This window comes from Synechococcus sp. JA-3-3Ab (genome assembly GCF_000013205.1).
Lineage (GTDB): Bacteria > Cyanobacteriota > Cyanobacteriia > Thermostichales > Thermostichaceae > Thermostichus.
Genome location: NC_007775.1, coordinates 1,520,373 through 1,537,621, shown reverse-complemented (window position 1 = coordinate 1,537,621; position 17,249 = coordinate 1,520,373). Strand labels below are relative to the sequence as shown.

At 59.8% G+C, this 17,249-nt stretch carries 13 protein-coding genes and 1 pseudogene; 8 read left to right on the top strand and 6 right to left on the bottom strand.

Annotated features, from left to right (window positions below; all coding sequences use genetic code 11):
- The first annotated feature begins 146 nt into the window (after nt 1-146).
- Nucleotides 147-2,075, top strand: a complete 1,929-nt coding sequence (gene gyrB, locus CYA_RS07195; RefSeq protein ID WP_011430367.1) for a DNA topoisomerase (ATP-hydrolyzing) subunit B — start codon at nt 147-149, stop codon at nt 2,073-2,075.
- On the opposite strand, the gene CYA_RS07190 is transcribed toward gyrB, so the two are convergent.
- Nucleotides 2,026-3,285: an ATP phosphoribosyltransferase regulatory subunit gene (locus tag CYA_RS07190; RefSeq protein ID WP_228375206.1), complete on the bottom strand. Its 1,260-nt coding sequence runs from the start codon at nt 3,283-3,285 to the stop codon at nt 2,026-2,028. The genes gyrB and CYA_RS07190 overlap by 50 nt on opposite strands.
- A gap of 53 nt (nt 3,286-3,338) precedes the next feature.
- Nucleotides 3,339-4,415: an isochorismatase hydrolase gene (locus CYA_RS07185; RefSeq protein WP_011430365.1), complete on the bottom strand. Its 1,077-nt coding sequence runs from the start codon at nt 4,413-4,415 to the stop codon at nt 3,339-3,341.
- A 152-nt stretch (nt 4,416-4,567) separates the two neighbouring features.
- Between CYA_RS07185 and CYA_RS07180 the strand changes: the two genes are divergently transcribed.
- The 3 genes from CYA_RS07180 (at nt 4,568) to rpsD (ending at nt 7,988) form a co-directional block, all read left to right on the top strand.
- Entirely contained in the window at nt 4,568-5,929 is a 1,362-nt protein-coding gene (locus CYA_RS07180) for a nicotinate phosphoribosyltransferase (protein WP_011430364.1), read from the top strand.
- Nucleotides 5,930-6,075: 146 nt separating this feature from the next.
- Nucleotides 6,076-7,212, top strand: coding sequence for a GDP-mannose 4,6-dehydratase (gene gmd / locus CYA_RS07175; protein WP_011430363.1), 1,137 nt, complete (start codon nt 6,076-6,078; stop codon nt 7,210-7,212).
- 164 nt (nt 7,213-7,376) lie between these two features.
- Complete coding sequence (rpsD, locus tag CYA_RS07170) at nt 7,377-7,988, top strand: 30S ribosomal protein S4 (protein ID WP_011430362.1); 612 nt, start codon at nt 7,377-7,379, stop codon at nt 7,986-7,988.
- Between the two features lie 242 nt (nt 7,989-8,230).
- Here rpsD and CYA_RS07165 read toward each other — a convergent pair whose 3' ends face one another.
- A complete protein-coding gene (locus tag CYA_RS07165) occupies nt 8,231-9,781 on the bottom strand; it encodes a TolC family protein (protein ID WP_099812091.1) in 1,551 nt (516 codons plus the stop codon).
- Between the two features lie 291 nt (nt 9,782-10,072).
- Nucleotides 10,073-10,204 (bottom strand): annotated as a pseudogene (locus CYA_RS14735) (IS200/IS605 family transposase); the annotation flags it as partial.
- Nucleotides 10,205-10,488: 284 nt separating this feature from the next.
- Between CYA_RS14735 and CYA_RS15740 the strand changes: the two are divergent.
- Nucleotides 10,489-10,767, top strand: coding sequence for a transposase (locus CYA_RS15740; RefSeq protein ID WP_187147173.1), 279 nt, complete (start codon nt 10,489-10,491; stop codon nt 10,765-10,767).
- A gap of 463 nt (nt 10,768-11,230) precedes the next feature.
- On the opposite strand, the gene CYA_RS07160 is transcribed toward CYA_RS15740, so the two are convergent.
- Both CYA_RS07160 and CYA_RS07155 read right to left on the bottom strand, forming a co-directional pair.
- On the bottom strand, nt 11,231-12,226 hold the full coding sequence (locus CYA_RS07160; protein WP_011430360.1) for a heme o synthase: 996 nt from the start codon (nt 12,224-12,226) through the stop codon (nt 11,231-11,233).
- Nucleotides 12,227-12,278: 52 nt separating this feature from the next.
- Nucleotides 12,279-13,277, bottom strand: a complete 999-nt coding sequence (locus CYA_RS07155; protein WP_049749751.1) for a COX15/CtaA family protein — start codon at nt 13,275-13,277, stop codon at nt 12,279-12,281.
- 483 nt (nt 13,278-13,760) lie between these two features.
- On the opposite strand from CYA_RS07155, the gene CYA_RS07150 reads away from it, so the two are divergent.
- The 3 genes from CYA_RS07150 (at nt 13,761) to CYA_RS07140 (ending at nt 17,223) form a co-directional block, all read left to right on the top strand.
- Nucleotides 13,761-14,789 (top strand): cytochrome c oxidase subunit II, encoded by a 1,029-nt coding sequence (locus CYA_RS07150; RefSeq protein ID WP_011430358.1) that lies wholly within the window; start codon nt 13,761-13,763, stop codon nt 14,787-14,789.
- The gene (ctaD, locus tag CYA_RS07145) at nt 14,786-16,495 is read left to right on the top strand and encodes a cytochrome c oxidase subunit I (protein ID WP_011430357.1); all 1,710 of its coding nucleotides are present in this window, start codon (nt 14,786-14,788) and stop codon (nt 16,493-16,495) included. The genes CYA_RS07150 and ctaD overlap by 4 nt, the downstream gene beginning before the upstream one ends.
- 116 nt (nt 16,496-16,611) lie before the next feature.
- Nucleotides 16,612-17,223, top strand: a complete 612-nt coding sequence (locus tag CYA_RS07140; RefSeq protein WP_011430356.1) for a cytochrome c oxidase subunit 3 — start codon at nt 16,612-16,614, stop codon at nt 17,221-17,223.
- Nucleotides 17,224-17,249 lie beyond the last annotated feature (26 nt).

The window sequence follows — 17,249 nt, the reverse complement described above, 5'->3', positions numbered from 1 at the left end:
CAGAAGCGGCTGTGTGGCCGTTTTAGCCTTTTGTGCTATTATGGGGGCAGGTTTTTGGCATTTGGATTATCTCTGGCTTCTGGCGTCAATTTCTCTGGGTTTAGGTCGGCGGGGGCCGGGATCTCTCTTCGGGATTGGAGTTACGAATGACGGAGAACTACGGTGCAGAGCAGATCCAAGTTTTGGAAGGCTTGGAGGCTGTGCGCAGGCGGCCTGGCATGTACATTGGCTCCACTGGGCCGAAGGGATTGCACCACCTGGTGTACGAGGTGGTGGACAACTCCGTCGATGAAGCTCTGGCTGGCTACTGCAACGAAATTGAGGTTACTCTCCACCCCGATGGCTCGGTATCGGTGCTGGACAATGGCCGCGGCATCCCGGTAGACATCCACCCCAAGACCGGGCAGTCGGCGCTGGTGACGGTCATGACTGTGTTGCACGCTGGCGGCAAATTCGGCGGCGGCGGCTACAAGGTCTCCGGGGGGCTGCACGGCGTTGGGGTATCGGTGGTGAATGCCCTCTCCGAGTGGTTGGAGGCCAGAGTCTGGCGGGAGGGCAAGGTTTACTTCCAGCGCTTCGAGCGAGGGGCGGTGGTGGGATCCCTTCAGTCCGAGCCGCAGCCTGCCGGTGCCCAGCGGCGGGGCACGGAGGTGCGCTTTAAGCCGGATGAGCTCATCTTCCCGGAGCGGGAGTTTGACTACAGCCTGTTGGCGGCCCGCTTGCGCGAGCTGGCCTACCTCAATGCCGGCTTGAAAATCATCTTCAGCGATCTGCGGCGGGATCCGCCTCACCGCGAAGTCTATCAATTTGCCGGCGGCATTAAGGAATATGTGGCCTTCATCAACCACGAAAAAACCCCCATCCACCCCGATATTATCTATGTGCGCGGGGAGCGGGATGGCGTCGAGGTAGAAGCGGCATTGCAGTGGTGCGCGGATGTCTACACCGATACCTTGATTGGCTTTGCCAACAACATCCGCACCACTGAGGGGGGCACCCACTTGGAGGGATTGAAGACCGCCCTTACCCTCACCATCAACAGCCAAGCCCGCAAGCTCAACAAACTCAAGGACTCCGACAGCAACCTGGCGGGAGAAAATGTGCGGGAGGGGCTGACCGCCATCCTTGCAGTCAAGGTGCCCAACCCTGAGTTTGAGGGGCAGACCAAAACCAAGCTGGGCAACACCGAGGTGCGGGGCATTGTCCAGACCCTTGTCTCGGAAGCCCTTACAGAATACCTAGAGTTCAACCCCAACGTGGCCAGGGGGATCGTCGAGAAGGCCATCCAGTCCTTCAACGCGGCCGAGGCGGCCCGTCGGGCCCGGGAGCTGGTGCGCCGTAAGTCTGCCCTGGAATCTTCCACCCTGCCGGGGAAACTGGCCGACTGCAGTTGCCGGGATCCGGCGGAGTCGGAGGTGTACTTGGTGGAGGGCGACTCGGCAGGGGGCAGCGCCAAGCAGGGACGGGATCGCCAGTTTCAGGCGGTGCTGCCTTTGCGGGGCAAGATCCTCAACATCGAGAAGGCGGATCCCGCCAAGATCTACAAAAACGCCGAGATTCAGGCCATGATCACAGCGCTGGGCCTGGGGGTCAAGGGCGAGGAGTTCGATCCCAGCCAACTGCGCTACCACCGCATCATCCTCATGACCGACGCCGACGTGGACGGCAGCCACATCCGCACCCTGCTGCTCACCTTCTTTTACCGCTATCAGAAGGCGCTTTTGGAGCAGGGCTACGTCTACATTGCCTGTCCGCCGCTTTACAAGATCGAGTGGGGCCGCAACAACGTGCGCTACTGCTACAACGAGGCCGAGAAAGAGCAAGTCCTGCGCAGCCTGCCGGCCAACACCAAGTACACCATCCAGCGCTTCAAGGGCTTGGGGGAAATGATGCCGGAGCAGCTTTGGGAAACCACCATGAACCCGGCAACGCGCGTCCTCAAGCAGATCACCATCGAAGACGCAGCCGAAGCCGATCGCATTTTCACCATCCTGATGGGGGATGCCGTCGGGCCGCGTCGGGAGTTCATCGAGGCCCACAGTGCCCAGTTGGATCTGGCGGCTCTGGATATTTGACGGGGGAGATGTGGTAGCTGCCATCGGCCTGCACCCAGGCAATCTCCGGGATCCGGCAGCGGCGGGCGTAGGCCTCGATTTCTTCGGGGGAGCGGTCCAGCAATTCCAGCTCCACCGCCTCTGACTCGCGCCAGCGGGCGGCCAAGGCCAGCGCCGCCGGGATCCCTGCCGGCACCAGTGGCACCACCAACCGCTTGCACCCCGTTGCCTCGTCCTGGGGAGTGGGGGGCAAAAGCCGCAGCAGGGTATCCGGCAGGAGGGTAAAGCCGATCCCTGGCTGCTCCAGTTGCTGTGGGCTATAGAGGGCATAGAGCCGGTCGTAGCGCCCGCCTAAGGCGATGATTTCTCCCCCCACCACTGCTTGGAAGACAATGCCGGTGTAGTAGGCCAAGGTTTGCAGCAAGCTCAGATCCAACACCACCCGCACTTGCTGGGCTTCCAGAATCTGGCACAACTGCCGCAGATCTCGCAGCCGCTCCGGCGACACAGGAAGCTGGGCCAGCTGAGGTAGAACCTGTTCCGGCTGGCCACGCAATCCCAGAATCTGCAGGCCAATCTGGCGGGCCGCCTCTGGCAGCGGAGCCGCTTCTAGGTAAACGTAGTCAAGCTGGGCAATGGCACGGCGCACCGCCGCCTGGGCCTTGGGAGTAACAGAGTTAAGCAGGCTCTCAGTCAGGCTCACATCTCCCAACAGCAATGTCCAGTTGCTGAGGCCAACAGCGCGCACGCAATCGGCTAAAAGCAGCAAGATCTCAGCGTCGGCTAGCCATCCGCCCGCGCCGATGAGCTCCACCCCTGACTGGAAAAACTCCTGGCTGCTGTAGGAGCCCTCCTCCCGCCGGCTATTGCGGAACACGTTGCCGTGGTAGTAAAGCCGCAGCGGCAGGGGCCCGCTGGCCAGACGCGTGGCTGCTGCCCGCACGATGGAAGCGGTGAATTCCGGGCGCAACCCCAGCATTGTCCCTTCCCCGTCCCGCAACTGCAGCACTGCCTCGGCGCGGATGGATCCCCCAGCCAGTAGCGTCTCTAGCGGTTCCAGGGTGGGCGTGATGATACGTTGGTAGCCGTAACGGCGAAAAACCTGGGTTAGCTGCGCCTCTAGCCTTTCCCGCCGCTGGACTTCCCGCGGCAAAAAGTCGCGGGCGCCAGTGGGAGGGCGCAGGGAACTGGTTTCCCAAAGCAAATCTGCACCGCCAGGACGATCGTCCACAGGCAAACTCCCACAGCCTGTCCTGCCGCATCCTAGCACTGGGGTAGAGGAGATCAAGTCTTCCGCCACGGAAAGCCAGGCCACGTCCAGAGGGGATCGGTGGAGCGCACCCGGTGCATCCCCGCGGCGGCAAAGCGGGCAAAGGCCGCCTCCGCCTGCTCGCTAAAATCGACTACGCCGGGGATCACCACCGGCGAGGTGCAATCTTCCAGAAGGTAAATCTTCTTGGCCAGGGCGGGATCCCTGGACTGGATCTCCTGCAGCAGGTCGCTTACCGTCCAGGCGACGCAGTGGCTTTTGGCTTGGCCAGCCACGATCAGGGCATCGAATTCCAGTAGGTGGCCGATAAGGGATTCATTTTTCTCGTCGATGGGATCCCCTTCCGGGCCGGTCAAGACTTCCGGGCTGAGGGCGGAGTAGTTTTCCGTCAGGGGGTTGGCCCCCTTGAGCTGCAAGCTGGGCTGGCTGCAGCGGGCAATGGTGTGGAAGAAGATCGCCTCCTCCACCGCCGGCACCAGGGCATGGCCAATCCCACCTAGCATGGAATGGTAGGGCCAGACAATGAGAGGATATTTCCCCCCTTTCTCCAATTGCTCGGCATAGTGGAGGGCGTAGACCTGCAGCCGCGTCAGATCCCCTTGGGTGAGGTTGGCGGCCACCGCGGGGTTGACCCGCCAGCGCCCGGAGCGGATCTCGGCGGCAGCAATGGCTGTAGCTGGCTCGGGATGGGATCCCTGGGCGTCCACCCAGAAGATGGGGTGGAAGATCTGCATGGCGGTGTGGGTGTCCAGGGTAGCCACGATCTGGGTGATGTGGGCGAGGTGGCGGTAGATAAATTGACACAGACGCCGGTTATCCTCCACCGCCCCCAGGCCGCTAGAACCACCCACAAACAGCTCAAAGCCAGGAATGCAGAAGGTATTTTGCACATCGATGAGCAACAAGCCTACCCGCACCTGGTCGGATTCTGCCGATGGGATGCGGTGCTCTTGGGCCCACTGCTCCGCCTCTAGGGCCCGCTGTTGGTAGGGCACCCGCCAAATCTCCCCCACCCGCTCGGGATCAAAATGAACAGGCAAGGGAAGTGTCGGCGGAGCTTGAGTCGTTACTCCCTGGACAGTGGTGTTCATGGCTTTTTAGAGTGCAGTCAAGCTCTTATCGCTGGGGCCACCTCGCCGGGATCCCTGGCAGGCCAAACCTGTTACCATAGTAGCTCCAACTTTGGCAAGGACTTCTTTGCCCGCTCCCCTAGCTTTTCAGCGGCTTGTCCCTTGAGGTTTCCATGGTGAATTCAGACTTCTCCTCCCTGCAGCCCCAGGACTACGGCCTGTTGACGGATCTCTACCAGTTCACAATGGCTGCCTGCTATGTGGGGGAGGGGCTGGAGAATCAGCCGGCGGCCTTTGAGCTGTTTGTGCGGCGCTTGCCTAGCGACTATGGCTACCTCATCGCCATGGGGCTGGCCCAAGCGGTGGAATACCTGCAGCAGTTGCACTTTCCGCCGCAAGCCTTGCAGGCGCTGCGGGAGACGGGCATTTTTGCCGAGGCACCGCAACGCTTCTGGGAGCTGCTGGCTAGCTGCCGCTTCGAGGGGGATGTGTGGGCAGTGCCGGAAGGAACGGCCGTTTTCGCCAACGAGCCGCTGCTGCGGGTAGAGGCTCCTCTGTGGCAGGCGCAACTGGTGGAAACCTACTTGCTGACCACCTTCAACTACCAAACCCTGATTGCCACCAAGGCGGCCCGCATGCGGGATGCTGCCGGGGATGAGGCCATTTTGTTGGAGTTCGGCACGCGGCGAGCCTTTAGCCCCCAGGCGGGCCTGTGGGCAGCGCGGGCAGCGCTGGCGGCGGGGTTCAACGCCACCTCCAACGTCTTGGCAGCTCTCAAGCTGGGGCGCAAGCCGGCAGGCACGATGGCCCATTCTCTGGTGATGGCCATTGCCGCCCTCTCCGGCGATGAGACCCGCGCTTTTCAAGCCTTCCGGCGCTACTTTCCCCAGGCGGTTCTGCTCATCGATACCTACGATCCCATCCAGGGAGCGCGCACAGCGGCCCAGCTCTTTGCAGCCACCCATCCGGATCAACTGGGATCCCAAGGCGAGATCGGCGGCGTGCGCATCGACTCCGGGGACCTGGAGGCCCTCTCCCACCAGGTCAAGGCCATCCTGCCCCAGGGGGCGCCGGTCTTTGTCAGCGGCGATTTGGACGAGTACGAGATCGAACGGCTGCACCGCTCCCAAGCCCCTATCAGCGGCTATGGAGTGGGGACGCGGCTGGTGACCGGCGAGGGCGTGAACGGAGTGTACAAATTGGTGGAGATTAACGGGATCCCAGTGGCCAAGGCCTCCTTTGCCAAAGCCACCCTGCCGGGGCGCAAGCAGATCTTCCGCGGTCCCACAGGGGACTTGCTCGGCCAGGCCGACGAGAGCCCGCCCCCTGGCTACCAGCCGCTGCTGCGCCCGATCCTGCGCAAGGGTGTGCTGTTGGAGCCCCTGCCGGATCTGGAGGCGATTGCCCGCACCAGCCGTGCCTCGGTCCTGCGCCTGCCCCAGGCAGTGCGGCAACTGCGCCAGCCGGCTCCCTGGCCTATGGCCCTGACCCCTGCCCTGCAGCAGGTTAAGGATCGTCACCTGGGCTCTTCCTAAGCAAGCAGAACCCCAGAGAAGGGGTTCCCGCTGCTCTATAATATTCTGGCTTTGGGGTTTCAGCTTTGCGAGTTTGTGCTTGGCAAGGCGCTGAAGTCCCCGCTCTGGCTGAAGTCTTACAAGTGCTTGTTTTCGCCTCCAGCTCTATGACCCAACGTGCCTTAATTACCGGCATCACCGGCCAGGATGGCTCTTACCTGGCCGAGCTGCTGTTGCAAAAAAACTATGAAGTCCACGGCATTGTCCGCCGCGCCAGCACCTTCAATACCGACCGCATCGACCACATCTATGTGGATGCCCACGATCCCAACGCCCGGCTGTTTCTCCACTATGGGGATCTCACCGATGGCACCACCCTGCGCAAGATCCTGGAACAGGTGCAGCCGACGGAGGTGTATAACCTGGGGGCCCAATCCCACGTGCGGGTCAGCTTTGAGGCGCCAGAATACACCGTCGATGCGGTGGCTATGGGCACCCTACGCCTCCTGGAGGCCATCCGCGACTACCAGCAGCGCACGGGGATCCGGGTGAAGTTTTACCAGGCGGGATCCTCGGAGATGTTCGGCCTGGTGCAGGAGATCCCGCAAAAGGAGACCACCCCCTTCTACCCCCGCAGCCCCTACGCCTGCGCCAAGGTGTACGCCTACTGGCAAACAGTCAACTACCGCGAAGCCTACAACCTCTTTGCCTGCAACGGCATTTTGTTCAACCACGAGAGCCCACGGCGAGGAGAAACCTTTGTTACCCGCAAGATCACCCGCGCCGTCAGCCGCATCGTGGCCGGCAAGCAGGACAAGCTCTACCTGGGCAACCTGGATGCCAAGCGGGACTGGGGCTACGCCAAGGACTACGTCGAGGGGATGTGGATGATGCTGCAACAACCCCAGCCGGACGACTACGTGCTGGCTACTGGCGAAACCCACAGCGTGCGGGAGTTTGCCGAACGCGCTTTTGCTTTGGTGGGCATGCCCATTACCTGGCGGGGATCCGGACTGGAAGAACAGGGACTCTACAAAGATCGCGTGCTGATCGAGATCGATCCCCGCTACTACCGCCCCACGGAGGTGGATCTGCTCTTGGGGGACGCCTCCAAGGCCAAGCGGGTACTGGGGTGGCAGCCCAAGGTGACCTTTGCCCAACTGGTGGAGCTGATGGTGCTGGCGGATCTGGAGGCCATCGGCTTGGACCCGGATCCCATCCTGGGGGAGCGGCGCACCCTCAACGGCCTGCTGAGCGAGGATCGCGCCTTCATCCGCACCCAACTGGGGGTTCGCTACGACTAATGGCACCGCTCCCCAAAGTCAGCTAAAAAACGGCTCTCACCCCTTGCTTAAAGGCCGGGCTAAGACCTTAATATAGGAGATCGCCAATTCTTTTGGCGCACGGCCAATGTTTTCGCCTGTGCTCTTCTGCTGAGTATCTTTGCCGATTTCGGAGAAACGCCCGCATGTCCCGCTACACAGGTCCCCGCCTCAAGATCATTCGTCGCTTCGGGGGACTTGATCTGCCCGGTTTGACGCGCAAGCGCCCCAAAAATACCAATCCACCTGGTATGCACGGGGCCGAGCGCAAGAAAAAATCCGAGTATGCCATCCGCCTAGAAGAGAAGCAGAAGGTGCGCCTCAACTACGGGGTGAGCGAGCGCCAGATGCTCCGCTACATGCGCAAGGCGCGGCGCTCCAAGGGATCCACCGGGCTAGCCTTGCTGCAGATGCTGGAGATGCGGCTGGATTGCATCGTCTTTCGCCTCGGCATGGCTCCAACCATTCCGGCGGCTCGGCAGTTGGTAAGCCACGGCCACATCGAAGTCAACGGCCGCAAAGTCACCATCCCCAGCTATGGCTGCAAAGTTGGGGATGTGATCACGGTAAGGAACAAGGAGTCTTCTCGCAAATTGGTGGCCGCCTACGCTGAGTATCCGGGGCTGTTCCTGCCCGATTACCTGGAATTTGACAAAGAGAAGCTGCGCGGGCGTATCAAAGAACTGCCTCCCCGAGAGCAGATCTGCGCACCAGTGAACGAGCTGCTGGTTGTCGAGTTCTATTCCCGTAAACTCTAGGCCTCTCTTTTGCCGTCATTGCGGATCGTGAGGAAACCTCAGGGGCTAAGCCCAGAGGGGGCGATTTTTCTCAGTTCGTCGCGTTTCTTCTGCTGGCGCCAGCGGTACTTGGCACCATGGCTATTTCGAAACGTTTCTCCACATCCTTATTACTACGCAACGCTGTCGCGAACGAGCTGCCCTAGCTCCCCTCTCCCAGAGGGAGAGGGGTTGGGGGTGAGGGAGAAAGAACCGAGCAGAGATCAAAGCCTGCCGACGGCCCGCTGCAGTTGTACCAGGGCGCGGTTGTAGGCGATTACAGCATTGGAGAGGTTGCCACGGACGGTGGTGAGGGCAGTTTCGGCGTTGATCACCTCTGTTTGCGTGCCCACCCCGGCCTGAAGGCGCAGCCGCGCCAGGCGCAGGCTCTCCTCTGCCGAGGCAATCGCTACCTTGGCTGAGTCGATCTGTTCGCGGCTGGAGCTGAGCGTGAGGAAAGCCTCTTCCACACTGCGCCGGATTTCGTTACGGCTGCCGATGAAATTGTTTACGGCCACCTGCCCGTCGATCTCGGCTTGGCGAGCCTGGGCGGCCGCCTTACCCCCGTCCAGCCAAGTCAAACTGAAATTGGCGCCGACCGAGTAGCCGATATCGAAGCTGTCGCGGCTGGCCTTGAAATCGTTAACCGCATCGAGGGTGGCGAACAAACCAATCTGGGGACCGTTGCTGGCTTGCGCCAGGCGCACACGAGCTTGGGCTTGTTCCAACTCTCGGCGTTGGCGCTCCAGCTCTTGCCTTTGGGCAAAAGCGGCAACAATAGTCTCTTCTAGGCTCAGGTCCCACTCTCCCACAGGCTCGATGGGATCCCTGGCCAGCACATCAGTGGGACTGGGAAAGTTCAGCAGCTCGGCCAGGCGGCGGCGGCTCAGTTGTTGGGTGTTTTGGGCCACCAGTAGGGTTTGTCGATTGTTGGCCAATTCGGTCTCCGCCTGGAGAATCTCGAAGCGGGTACCCACCCCAGCCCGCTCTCGGGCTTGGGCATCCCGCAGGGTGGCTTCAGAACTTGCAACGGCAGCCTGGCTGATGGCCACTCGGGCATCGGCGCTCTGCAGATCGTAGTAGGCGTTGGCCACAGCTTGTTTCACTGTCTGCAGGGTTTGCTCCAGTTGCAGTTGGGCGACGCGCAGAGCTTCTTGGGCCAGTCTTAGGTTTTGTTCTCTGATCCCGTTGTCGAAAGCGGTGTAGTCCACCCGCACCACGCTAGCTGAGAGAGTGTGAACTTCGCGGCTTGGCCTGCCACCAGGCGAGGGAGGTTCGCTGTATTGGTAACTGGCTCGAGTGGAGAGGGTGGGGGCAAAAGCTGCCTGCGCCAGGGCAACCCCAGCCTCAGCCCGTTCTACAGCCAGCCTTGCCTGCTGCACCGCTGGGTTTTGGGCAACAGCAATCTCCAGGGCTTCTTGTAAGGACAAGCCCTCCGTCCGCTCGATGCGCACCTCCAAAGGGGATTGAGGCACCACCAGTTCTTCGGCCCTAGCAGCCCCCTGCGAGACCGGGGCAGGAGTGGCAGGGCGGGCCTCGGGCGGGATCGACAGGGTGGGAGGCAGGTTGGGGGTGCGGATGGCTCGGCTATCTGGGAGAACTAAGGCGGCAGGATCAGGCGCTTTCGTTTCTTGGGCAAAGGCAGGCACAGCCCAGAGCAGGCTGAACAGGAGGCCGCAGGGGGCAAACCGGCTAAGGGACGACCGGGATCCCGCCGAGCTTGGCTGTCGTTGAGGACGTCGAAGCTGGCCCCTGGCTAGATGCTGCATCGCCATCGCGTTATCACTCTCAACATCACCTCTAGCAGTATCGCAAAGGAAGGGACGAAGATAAGACGGTTTTCCACAGGCTTGATTGCCGCTCTGTTTGGGCCGGTGGCAGGAAGCCGAACCTTCAGACAGCCCGCAGGAAAATCTTCTGCGCCATCAGGGCCCCTCTTTACCAGCCCCAACAGGTCTCGAGACACAAAAGGATAGCTTGGTAGCCCCGCACTTGAGTGCGCGCCGGAAAAGCCCGCTAGCGACTTTGGTCGCTTACCCATGATGGGGGTCGTTGATATAGTTTCATAGCTCAAACAACCTCTTCCTGACTTCTCCTACCAAGACCTTTTTCCTTCTCTTTGGCCAAAAAATGAGATAAACAACCGCTAGCCCCACACCATGGTTGTAGTGATTGTACCGTTGACTTTCCTCTCGCATTATCGCTTGCCCATGTCAGACTGCGGTTGTCATGCCGCTTGCCAACAATGATGGAGTACGGCTGTCAGCAGGTTCGAGTCAGGAACAGGAAGCTAGTCCCCCTATCAGAGTACTTGTGTCAACAGTCTAATAAGGTGTACAACTGTGCTTTGTACTATGCGAGACAAGTCTATTTCAAAACGAAGCGATGGGCAAGCTATGGTGAGCTTTGCGCTGAGATGGCGAGAACCCGCACTTCATCGCGATGTATGTTTCCGCCGTACAACAGACCTGTAAGTCTGTAGCTGGAGTGGGTCTATGCCAAGCCTGCCCAGCCCCAATCGCTGGATCCGAGAAAAGCTCTAGCAATTGACCACGGAGTCAACAACTGGCTTACGTGCGTTAGCAACTTAGGACATAGCTTCATCATTGGTGGCCGCAAAGTCAAGTCCTTTAACCAGGGGTACAACAAGGAGCTGGCTAGGCTCAAGACTCACAAGCTGCGGGGGTTTTGGTTGCAAAAGCTTCGTCGAATTACGGAAACCGGAGAATGCAATCTACAAAGCTGCGGGCAAGGTCATTGACTTCTGTTTGCACCACTCAATTGGGAGAATAGTCTTTGGTTGGAACAAAGAATGCGGTTTAGGGAAGGTCAATAACCAAAACTTTGTTTTCGTCCCAACAGGTCGGTTCAAGGAGCGTATTGCGCAATTATGTCGGCATTATGGCATGGAGTTTATTGAGGTAGAGGAAGCGTACAGCTCGCAGGCAAGCTTCCTAGATGGAGATGAGCTACCTAATTATGGTGAAAAACCCGACGGGTGGAGACCCTCTGGAAAGCGTGTCAAGCGGGGCCTGTACCAAACGGCAAAGGGGTGGTTGGTCAACGCTGAGGCGAATGCTGCCGCCAACCTGCTTAAGAAAGTCAGCAGAACCTTGGGGCTTTGCCTTCAGGAACTGTCTAGAGGCGCTTTGACAACGCCTTTGCGACGACCGTGTAAGAATCCCCCGCCTTCAGGCCGGGGAGGATGTCAATTGGTTAAGTCGTCAACCCAGGGATCCCATTGCCCCAAGGTGGTTGGCCAGCGCCCCCAGGCTGGCATAGACACCCTGGAGAGAGGCAAGGGCTTGATCCCAAAGGGTGTGGGTCAGCGACCACCTGTCCAACCCCATGGCACCGCACAACAGCAGCAAGTAGAGGTTGGCAAAGGTGAAGAGGGAGGTTGCCCGCTCCCGGCTGTGCGGCTCCTGGAGCAACTGCACCGCCTTCCAAATTAGAAGGGATCCCAGCAGGGTCGCCGCGCTCAAGTAAAAGGATCCCAGCACGTGCAAAGGGTAAACCAGCAGTAGACTGACCGGCACCAGCAACAGGGCGTAGAGAAGAATCTGGGCGGCAGTCGGCCTTTCTCCGGCCACCACCGGCAGCATCGGCACCCCGGCGCGGGCATAGTCTTCTCGCTTTAAAATCGCTAGGGCCCAGAAGTGGGGCGGGGTCCACAAAAAGATGAGGGCAAACATCACCCAAGCAGCCCAGCTCAGCTCACCCGTAGCCGCTGCCCAGCCCACTAAAGGGGGGATCGCCCCCGCTGCTCCGCCGATGACGATGTTCTGGGGGCTGGAACGCTTCAGCCAGTGGGTATAGACCCCTACATACACCAGGATCCCCGCCATGGCCAAGCTGGCAGCCAGCAAATTGGTAAAACAGGCCAGCAAGCCAAAGGACATCACAGCCAGGATCCCGGCAAACCTCAGGGCATGCCGTGCCCGAATGCGGCCAGAAGGCAAAGGACGATGGCGGGTTCGCTCCATCATCCGATCAATATCGGCGTCGTACACCATGTTGATGACATTGGCTGCTGCCGCCGCCATCCCCCCCCCCAAGAGGGTGACGCCAAACTTGAAAGGATCCGTATTGCCCGCCATCCACATGGCTCCAGCCGTGGTCATCAGCAAGAGGGCGATGATCTTCGGCTTCACCAACTGGCTATAGCTGCGCAAAACCTGCGCAAGACTTTGGTGATGGCCAAAAGGGATCCCTGTCACCGTGTTCTGACAAGGATCTGGACGGTAGGTTTGAAGGATATCTGCCATGGAACTACTTGCCGTTGATTTCTGCGGCCGCGGCTACCCTCCGAGGGCTCCGGGGAGAGCTTCCTTCCTCCTGGCTTTCAAGGCTGTTGCTCGTACGCCAGGCCAGCACCGTAAAGCCCAGCAAGCACCCCAGCAAAGCTGCCCCAATCATCTGGTGGGCTACCGTCAAGGGCTCCACCTGCAGCCGGTAGCGATAGGTAAGAACGCCAACCCCTACTTGCGCCAGCAAAAGGCCCACCGAACCATGGCCCAGCAGCTTGAGAATCCGCGGGAGCTGCCGGCGTCGCCAACTTGTGGCCACCGCCACCACCAACACCGCCAGTGTGGCCGGAGCCACCCCCAGCAAGTGACCGTTCATCACCCCGCACAGCTCGCCAGCAGCTAAGCACTGGTGCAACGCCCATTGGGAAGCCACCAAAGCTCCGAGAAGGCTCTGGACGTACACCAGCAGCACTGCCCCCAAGCCGAGCCAGGGCAAGTAGCCAACAGAAGCTCTCCCCTCCTCCGAAGGAGCGACGCTTGGCAGGGCCAGCAATCCCAAGGTGAGCAGCGTGGCAAAAAACAGCAGGCCCGTGCCCAGGTGAGCCGTCACAATGTCAAAGCGCAACAGCTCCGTTACCGTCAGCCCGCCCAGGATCCCTTGGGCCACGACCAAGACAAAAGCCCAGCTCAGGCCCCAGGGCAGCCAAGCGGGCAAGGCCTTGCGCTTCAGCCAGGCAAACCCCGTTAGCAGCAGGGTGGCCAAGCCCACCCCAGCAGCCACCAGGCGGTGAAACCACTCCAGAAACACCTGCAGGTTCATCTGCTCAGTGGGGACAAGCTCTCCATAGCAGAGGGGCCAATCTGGACAGGATAAGCCAGCATTCATGACTCGAGTGGCACTGCCCAGTCCCATCAACAGCCAAGTGGCCGCTGCTAAACCCAGCAAGGCTTGCCCCATGCGCAGGGAAAGCTCCCTAGACGGCAAGGGATGAGCGTGAGATTGGGAAATCGAAGAGTCCATCGCCGTTGAAAAAGTTATTGCAAGTCAATCCAAGCTCGGAATAATCTGCATAAAAAATAATCGAGATCGATACTTAAGCTATCCATTTCAGTTAGCGAACTTAATTCAATAGGTCTTTGAGGTCTAACTGGCTCAGCATCTAGCTATAGGCAGACAAGGAGACTGACTCCCCTGTAACGGATCCTAAATGCAGACTTGCGGCTGGCGAAGGCTTTTTAAGAATTTCTTTGTGCTGAGCCACGCCTCCTCTGCATGCATCGTTCATCTTCCAGAAGCTCTGTCGATCCTGCCAATCAAGCCGCTCCCCTCTACCAATTCCCAGCGATGAAGATTCTGAAGAGATCCCTAAGCCTGGGCAATCCTCTCCAGCTCCCGTGACCTAAATGGATATGAAGGATGGGTGTGGCCCGCTTCGGCTCTGTTCGCAGAACAGATTTTGTCTAGGGCGGGCGTGCCTTGCATTTGCAGTGGGGAAGAGCAGTCGTGAGTGCGCTCAGTAACATCATTTTGGTGGGTATTGGGGTTCTGCTGACCCTGGCCAGCCTCTGGTATGGCCAGAATCACCATCTGCTTCCCGAAGCAGCGGCCAACTCGGCTCCTCTGTTCGATAGCCTCTTCAACAGCACGATCACCATCGCCACGGGGATCTTTTTGGTGGTGGAGGGGGTGCTTCTCTACTGTGCCATCCGTTACCGCAAGCGGCGGGGCGACCGTGGGGATGGGGATCCCAACCACGGCAACGTGCTGCTGGAGATCGTCTGGACAGCGGTGCCAGCAGTGATCATCCTCTGGCTGGGCCTGGCCAGCCTCGATGTCTATCAGGCGGTGTATGGGGGCGCCGATGTGGGCGGTCACATCCACACGGCCATGGCGATGGAGCCCTCCCAAGACTCAGCAGCAGGGGATCCGGACTATGCCTACACTCCCGCGCTGCTGCCCGGAAAGGAGATGGGCCAGCCGGAGCTGGTTGTCCAAGTTCAGGGCATGCAATATGCTTGGGTATTCACTTATCCGGAGTCGGGTTTGGTGGCTGGCGAGCTGCACCTTCCTCTTAACAAGCGGGTGCGCCTTAATATGACGGCTCTGGATGTCAACCACGCCTTCTGGGTGCCGCAATTTCGCCTCAAGCAAGATCTCATTCCGGGCCGAGAAACCCACTTGGAGTTTGTGCCCACGCAGTTGGGAACTTACCCCATCGTCTGCGCCGAGTTGTGTGGCCCTTACCATGGGGTGATGGCCGGGCAACTAATTGTGGAGACGCCGGAAGAGTTCGAGCGCTGGCAGCAGGAGCAAGTTTTGGCCGCCGGTGGAGAGGGTGGCGCCCTTGCCCTGGCGGCGGACTCGCCGTCACTGCCTCTCCAGCACGGGCATCGTCTGGAATTTTCTCCGTCGGAGTCTGCCTTTGTCCAAGTTCACCGGCAACGTTTGGGCCTCTCGCCGGCTGAGCTGGCCTCTCTCCAACTCCCCCTTGACGCACATTCTGGTGACGCCAGTAGGAGCTTCTTGCCATGACCCAGCTACAGGACAATCCCACCCTTGCCGCTGCCCCCAAAGCCAGCCTGGATCCTCCCGCCGAGCCTTGGTGGCGCTTTTTTACCTTCTCCACCGATCACAAGGTCATTGGGATCCAGTATTTGGTGACCACCTTTTTCTTCTACTTGGTGGGGGGAGCGCTGGCCACAGCGGTACGGGCGGAGCTGGCTACCCCAGAGGCGGACTTTCTCGGCTTTGAGCGCTACAACGGGGCCTTTACCCTGCACGCCACGATCATGATCTTTTTGTGGATCGTGCCGGCTTTGATGGGGGGCTTTGGCAACTACCTGGTGCCGCTGATGATCGGGGCGCGGGACATGGCCTTTCCCAAGCTGAACGCCGTCGCCTTTTGGCTGGTTCCACCCAGTGGCCTTTTGCTGCTGGCCAGCTTGTTTATCGAGGCCCCCTCAGCTGGCTGGACCTCGTATCCGCCGCTGAGCCTCATCAGTGGCAAGGTGGGAGAAGAGCTCTGGATCTTGAGCATTTTGCTGGCCGGAACCTCTTCGATCCTGGGGGCCGTGAACTTCATCACCACCATCCTCAAGATGCGCCTGCCCGGCATGAAGATGGAGGGTATGCCCTTGTTCTGCTGGGCGATGCTGGCCGCTTCCATCATCACGCTCATTGCAACGCCGGTTCTGGCGGGGGCGCTGATCCTGCTCAGCTTTGACCTGTTGGCGGGCACGGCTTTCTTCAACCCCAGCGGCGGCGGGGATCCGGTGGTGTACCAGCACATGTTCTGGTTTTACTCCCACCCGGCGGTGTACATCATGGTTTTGCCGGTGTTCGGCATGATCTCGGAGATCTTGCCGGTGCACGCCCGCAAGCCCATCTTTGCCTACAAAGCCATTGCCTACTCCAGCTTGGCCATCTGTTTTTTGGGCTTGATTGTCTGGGTTCACCACATGTTTACCAGCGGCACTCCCGACTGGATGCGGGTGTTTTTCATGATCGCCACCATGGCCATTGCCGTTCCCACCGGGATCAAGGTGTTTAGCTGGCTGGCGACTCTCTGGGGCGGCAAGATCCACTTCCGCTCGGCCATGTTGTTTGGCATGGGCTTTATCTCCATGTTCGTCATCGGCGGCTTGAGCGGGATCATCCTTGCTTCGGTGCCGTTGGATATCCACGTCCACGACACCTACTTTGTGGTGGCCCACCTACACTACGTGTTGTTTGGCGGCAGCGTCTTTGGCATCTATGCCGGCCTCTACCACTGGTTCCCCAAGATGACCGGGCGGCTGCTGAACGAGTTCTGGGGGCGGGTGCATTTTGTGTTGACCTTTGTCGGCTTCAACATGTGCTTTTTGCCGATGCACAAGCTGGGCCTGATGGGCATGCCCCGCCGCGTGGCCCAGTACGACCCGCAATTTGCCGACCTCAACTGGATTAGCTCCGTGGGGGCTTTTGTTCTAGCCATTTCCACGCTGCCCTTCTTGGTGAACGCCATCTACTCCTGGGTGGCCGGGCCCAAGGCCGGCGACAACCCCTGGCAGGCTCTAACCCTGGAGTGGGCGACTTCTTCCCCGCCGCCTGCCCACAACTTCTACGGGGATCCCATTCTGCTGACCGGCCCCTACGACTACGGCCTGCACAGCAAGGAGACTTTGGATTACTTTGCCGCCCAGTTGCAGAGCTTGCGGGAGCTGGCGTTGGCGGAAGCAGAGCCTACGACTTCTTCTTAGCAGGGGGTCTCCATCTTCTACTCACCGGGCATTCCAGTCTTGATCCCGGCTGGGCTGGCCACACCGTCTCAGGAATTCTAAGGTTCGATTGGTTTATTTTTTGAGTGGAGAAGAATATGCAAGGATCCCTTGCTGCTGATGCCTTGATAGCGGGCCACACTCAGGCCCACACCGCTCACGCTGAGCACCCAGATCATCGCATTTTTGGTCTGCTGATGTTCTTGGTGGCGGAAGGCTGCTTATTCTTGGGCCTGTTCATGGCCTACTTGGCTTACAGCCTCACGGCCCCCGTCTGGCCGCCGGAAGGGACGCCGGAGCGGGAATTGCTCTTGCCTGGGATCAACACGGCGATTTTGCTCGCCAGCAGCTTGGTTATCCACCAGGCCAAGCCCGCCATCCAGGCCAATAACGTCAAGGGGCTACGGCTGTGGTTTGCCCTCACTGCCCTGATGGGTGCGATTTTCTTGGCCGGGCAGCTCTACGAGTACAGCCACCTGGAGTTTGGCCTTACCACCAACTTGTTTGCCAGCACCTTCTATGTCTTGACCGGGTTTCACGGGCTACATGTGGCGGCGGGGCTGCTGTTTATTTTGGCGGTGCTTTGGCGATCCCTGAAGCCGGGTCACTACAGCGCCCAACACTACTTTGGCGTCGAGGCTGCTGAGATCTACTGGCACTTTGTGGATGGGGTTTGGATTGTGCTGTTTATCCTGCTCTACCTACTCTGAGTTCCGAAGAGGGATCCTCCCTGGTG

Bases quoted from the DNA above. Each gene is read 5' to 3' on its own strand.
- CYA_RS07185 (WP_011430365.1), bottom strand. From the start codon at position 4,415: ATGAACACCACTGTCCAGGGAGTAACGACTCAAGCTCCGCCGACACTT.
- CYA_RS07140 (WP_011430356.1), top strand. From the start codon at position 16,612: ATGCAAGGATCCCTTGCTGCTGATGCCTTGATAGCGGGCCACACTCAG.
- ctaD (WP_011430357.1), top strand. From the start codon at position 14,786: ATGACCCAGCTACAGGACAATCCCACCCTTGCCGCTGCCCCCAAAGCC.
- rpsD (WP_011430362.1), top strand. From the start codon at position 7,377: ATGTCCCGCTACACAGGTCCCCGCCTCAAGATCATTCGTCGCTTCGGG.
- gyrB (WP_011430367.1), top strand. From the start codon at position 147: ATGACGGAGAACTACGGTGCAGAGCAGATCCAAGTTTTGGAAGGCTTG.
- gmd (WP_011430363.1), top strand. From the start codon at position 6,076: ATGACCCAACGTGCCTTAATTACCGGCATCACCGGCCAGGATGGCTCT.
- CYA_RS07180 (WP_011430364.1), top strand. From the start codon at position 4,568: ATGGTGAATTCAGACTTCTCCTCCCTGCAGCCCCAGGACTACGGCCTG.
- CYA_RS07155 (WP_049749751.1), bottom strand. From the start codon at position 13,277: ATGGACTCTTCGATTTCCCAATCTCACGCTCATCCCTTGCCGTCTAGG.
- CYA_RS07165 (WP_099812091.1), bottom strand. From the start codon at position 9,781: ATGGCGATGCAGCATCTAGCCAGGGGCCAGCTTCGACGTCCTCAACGA.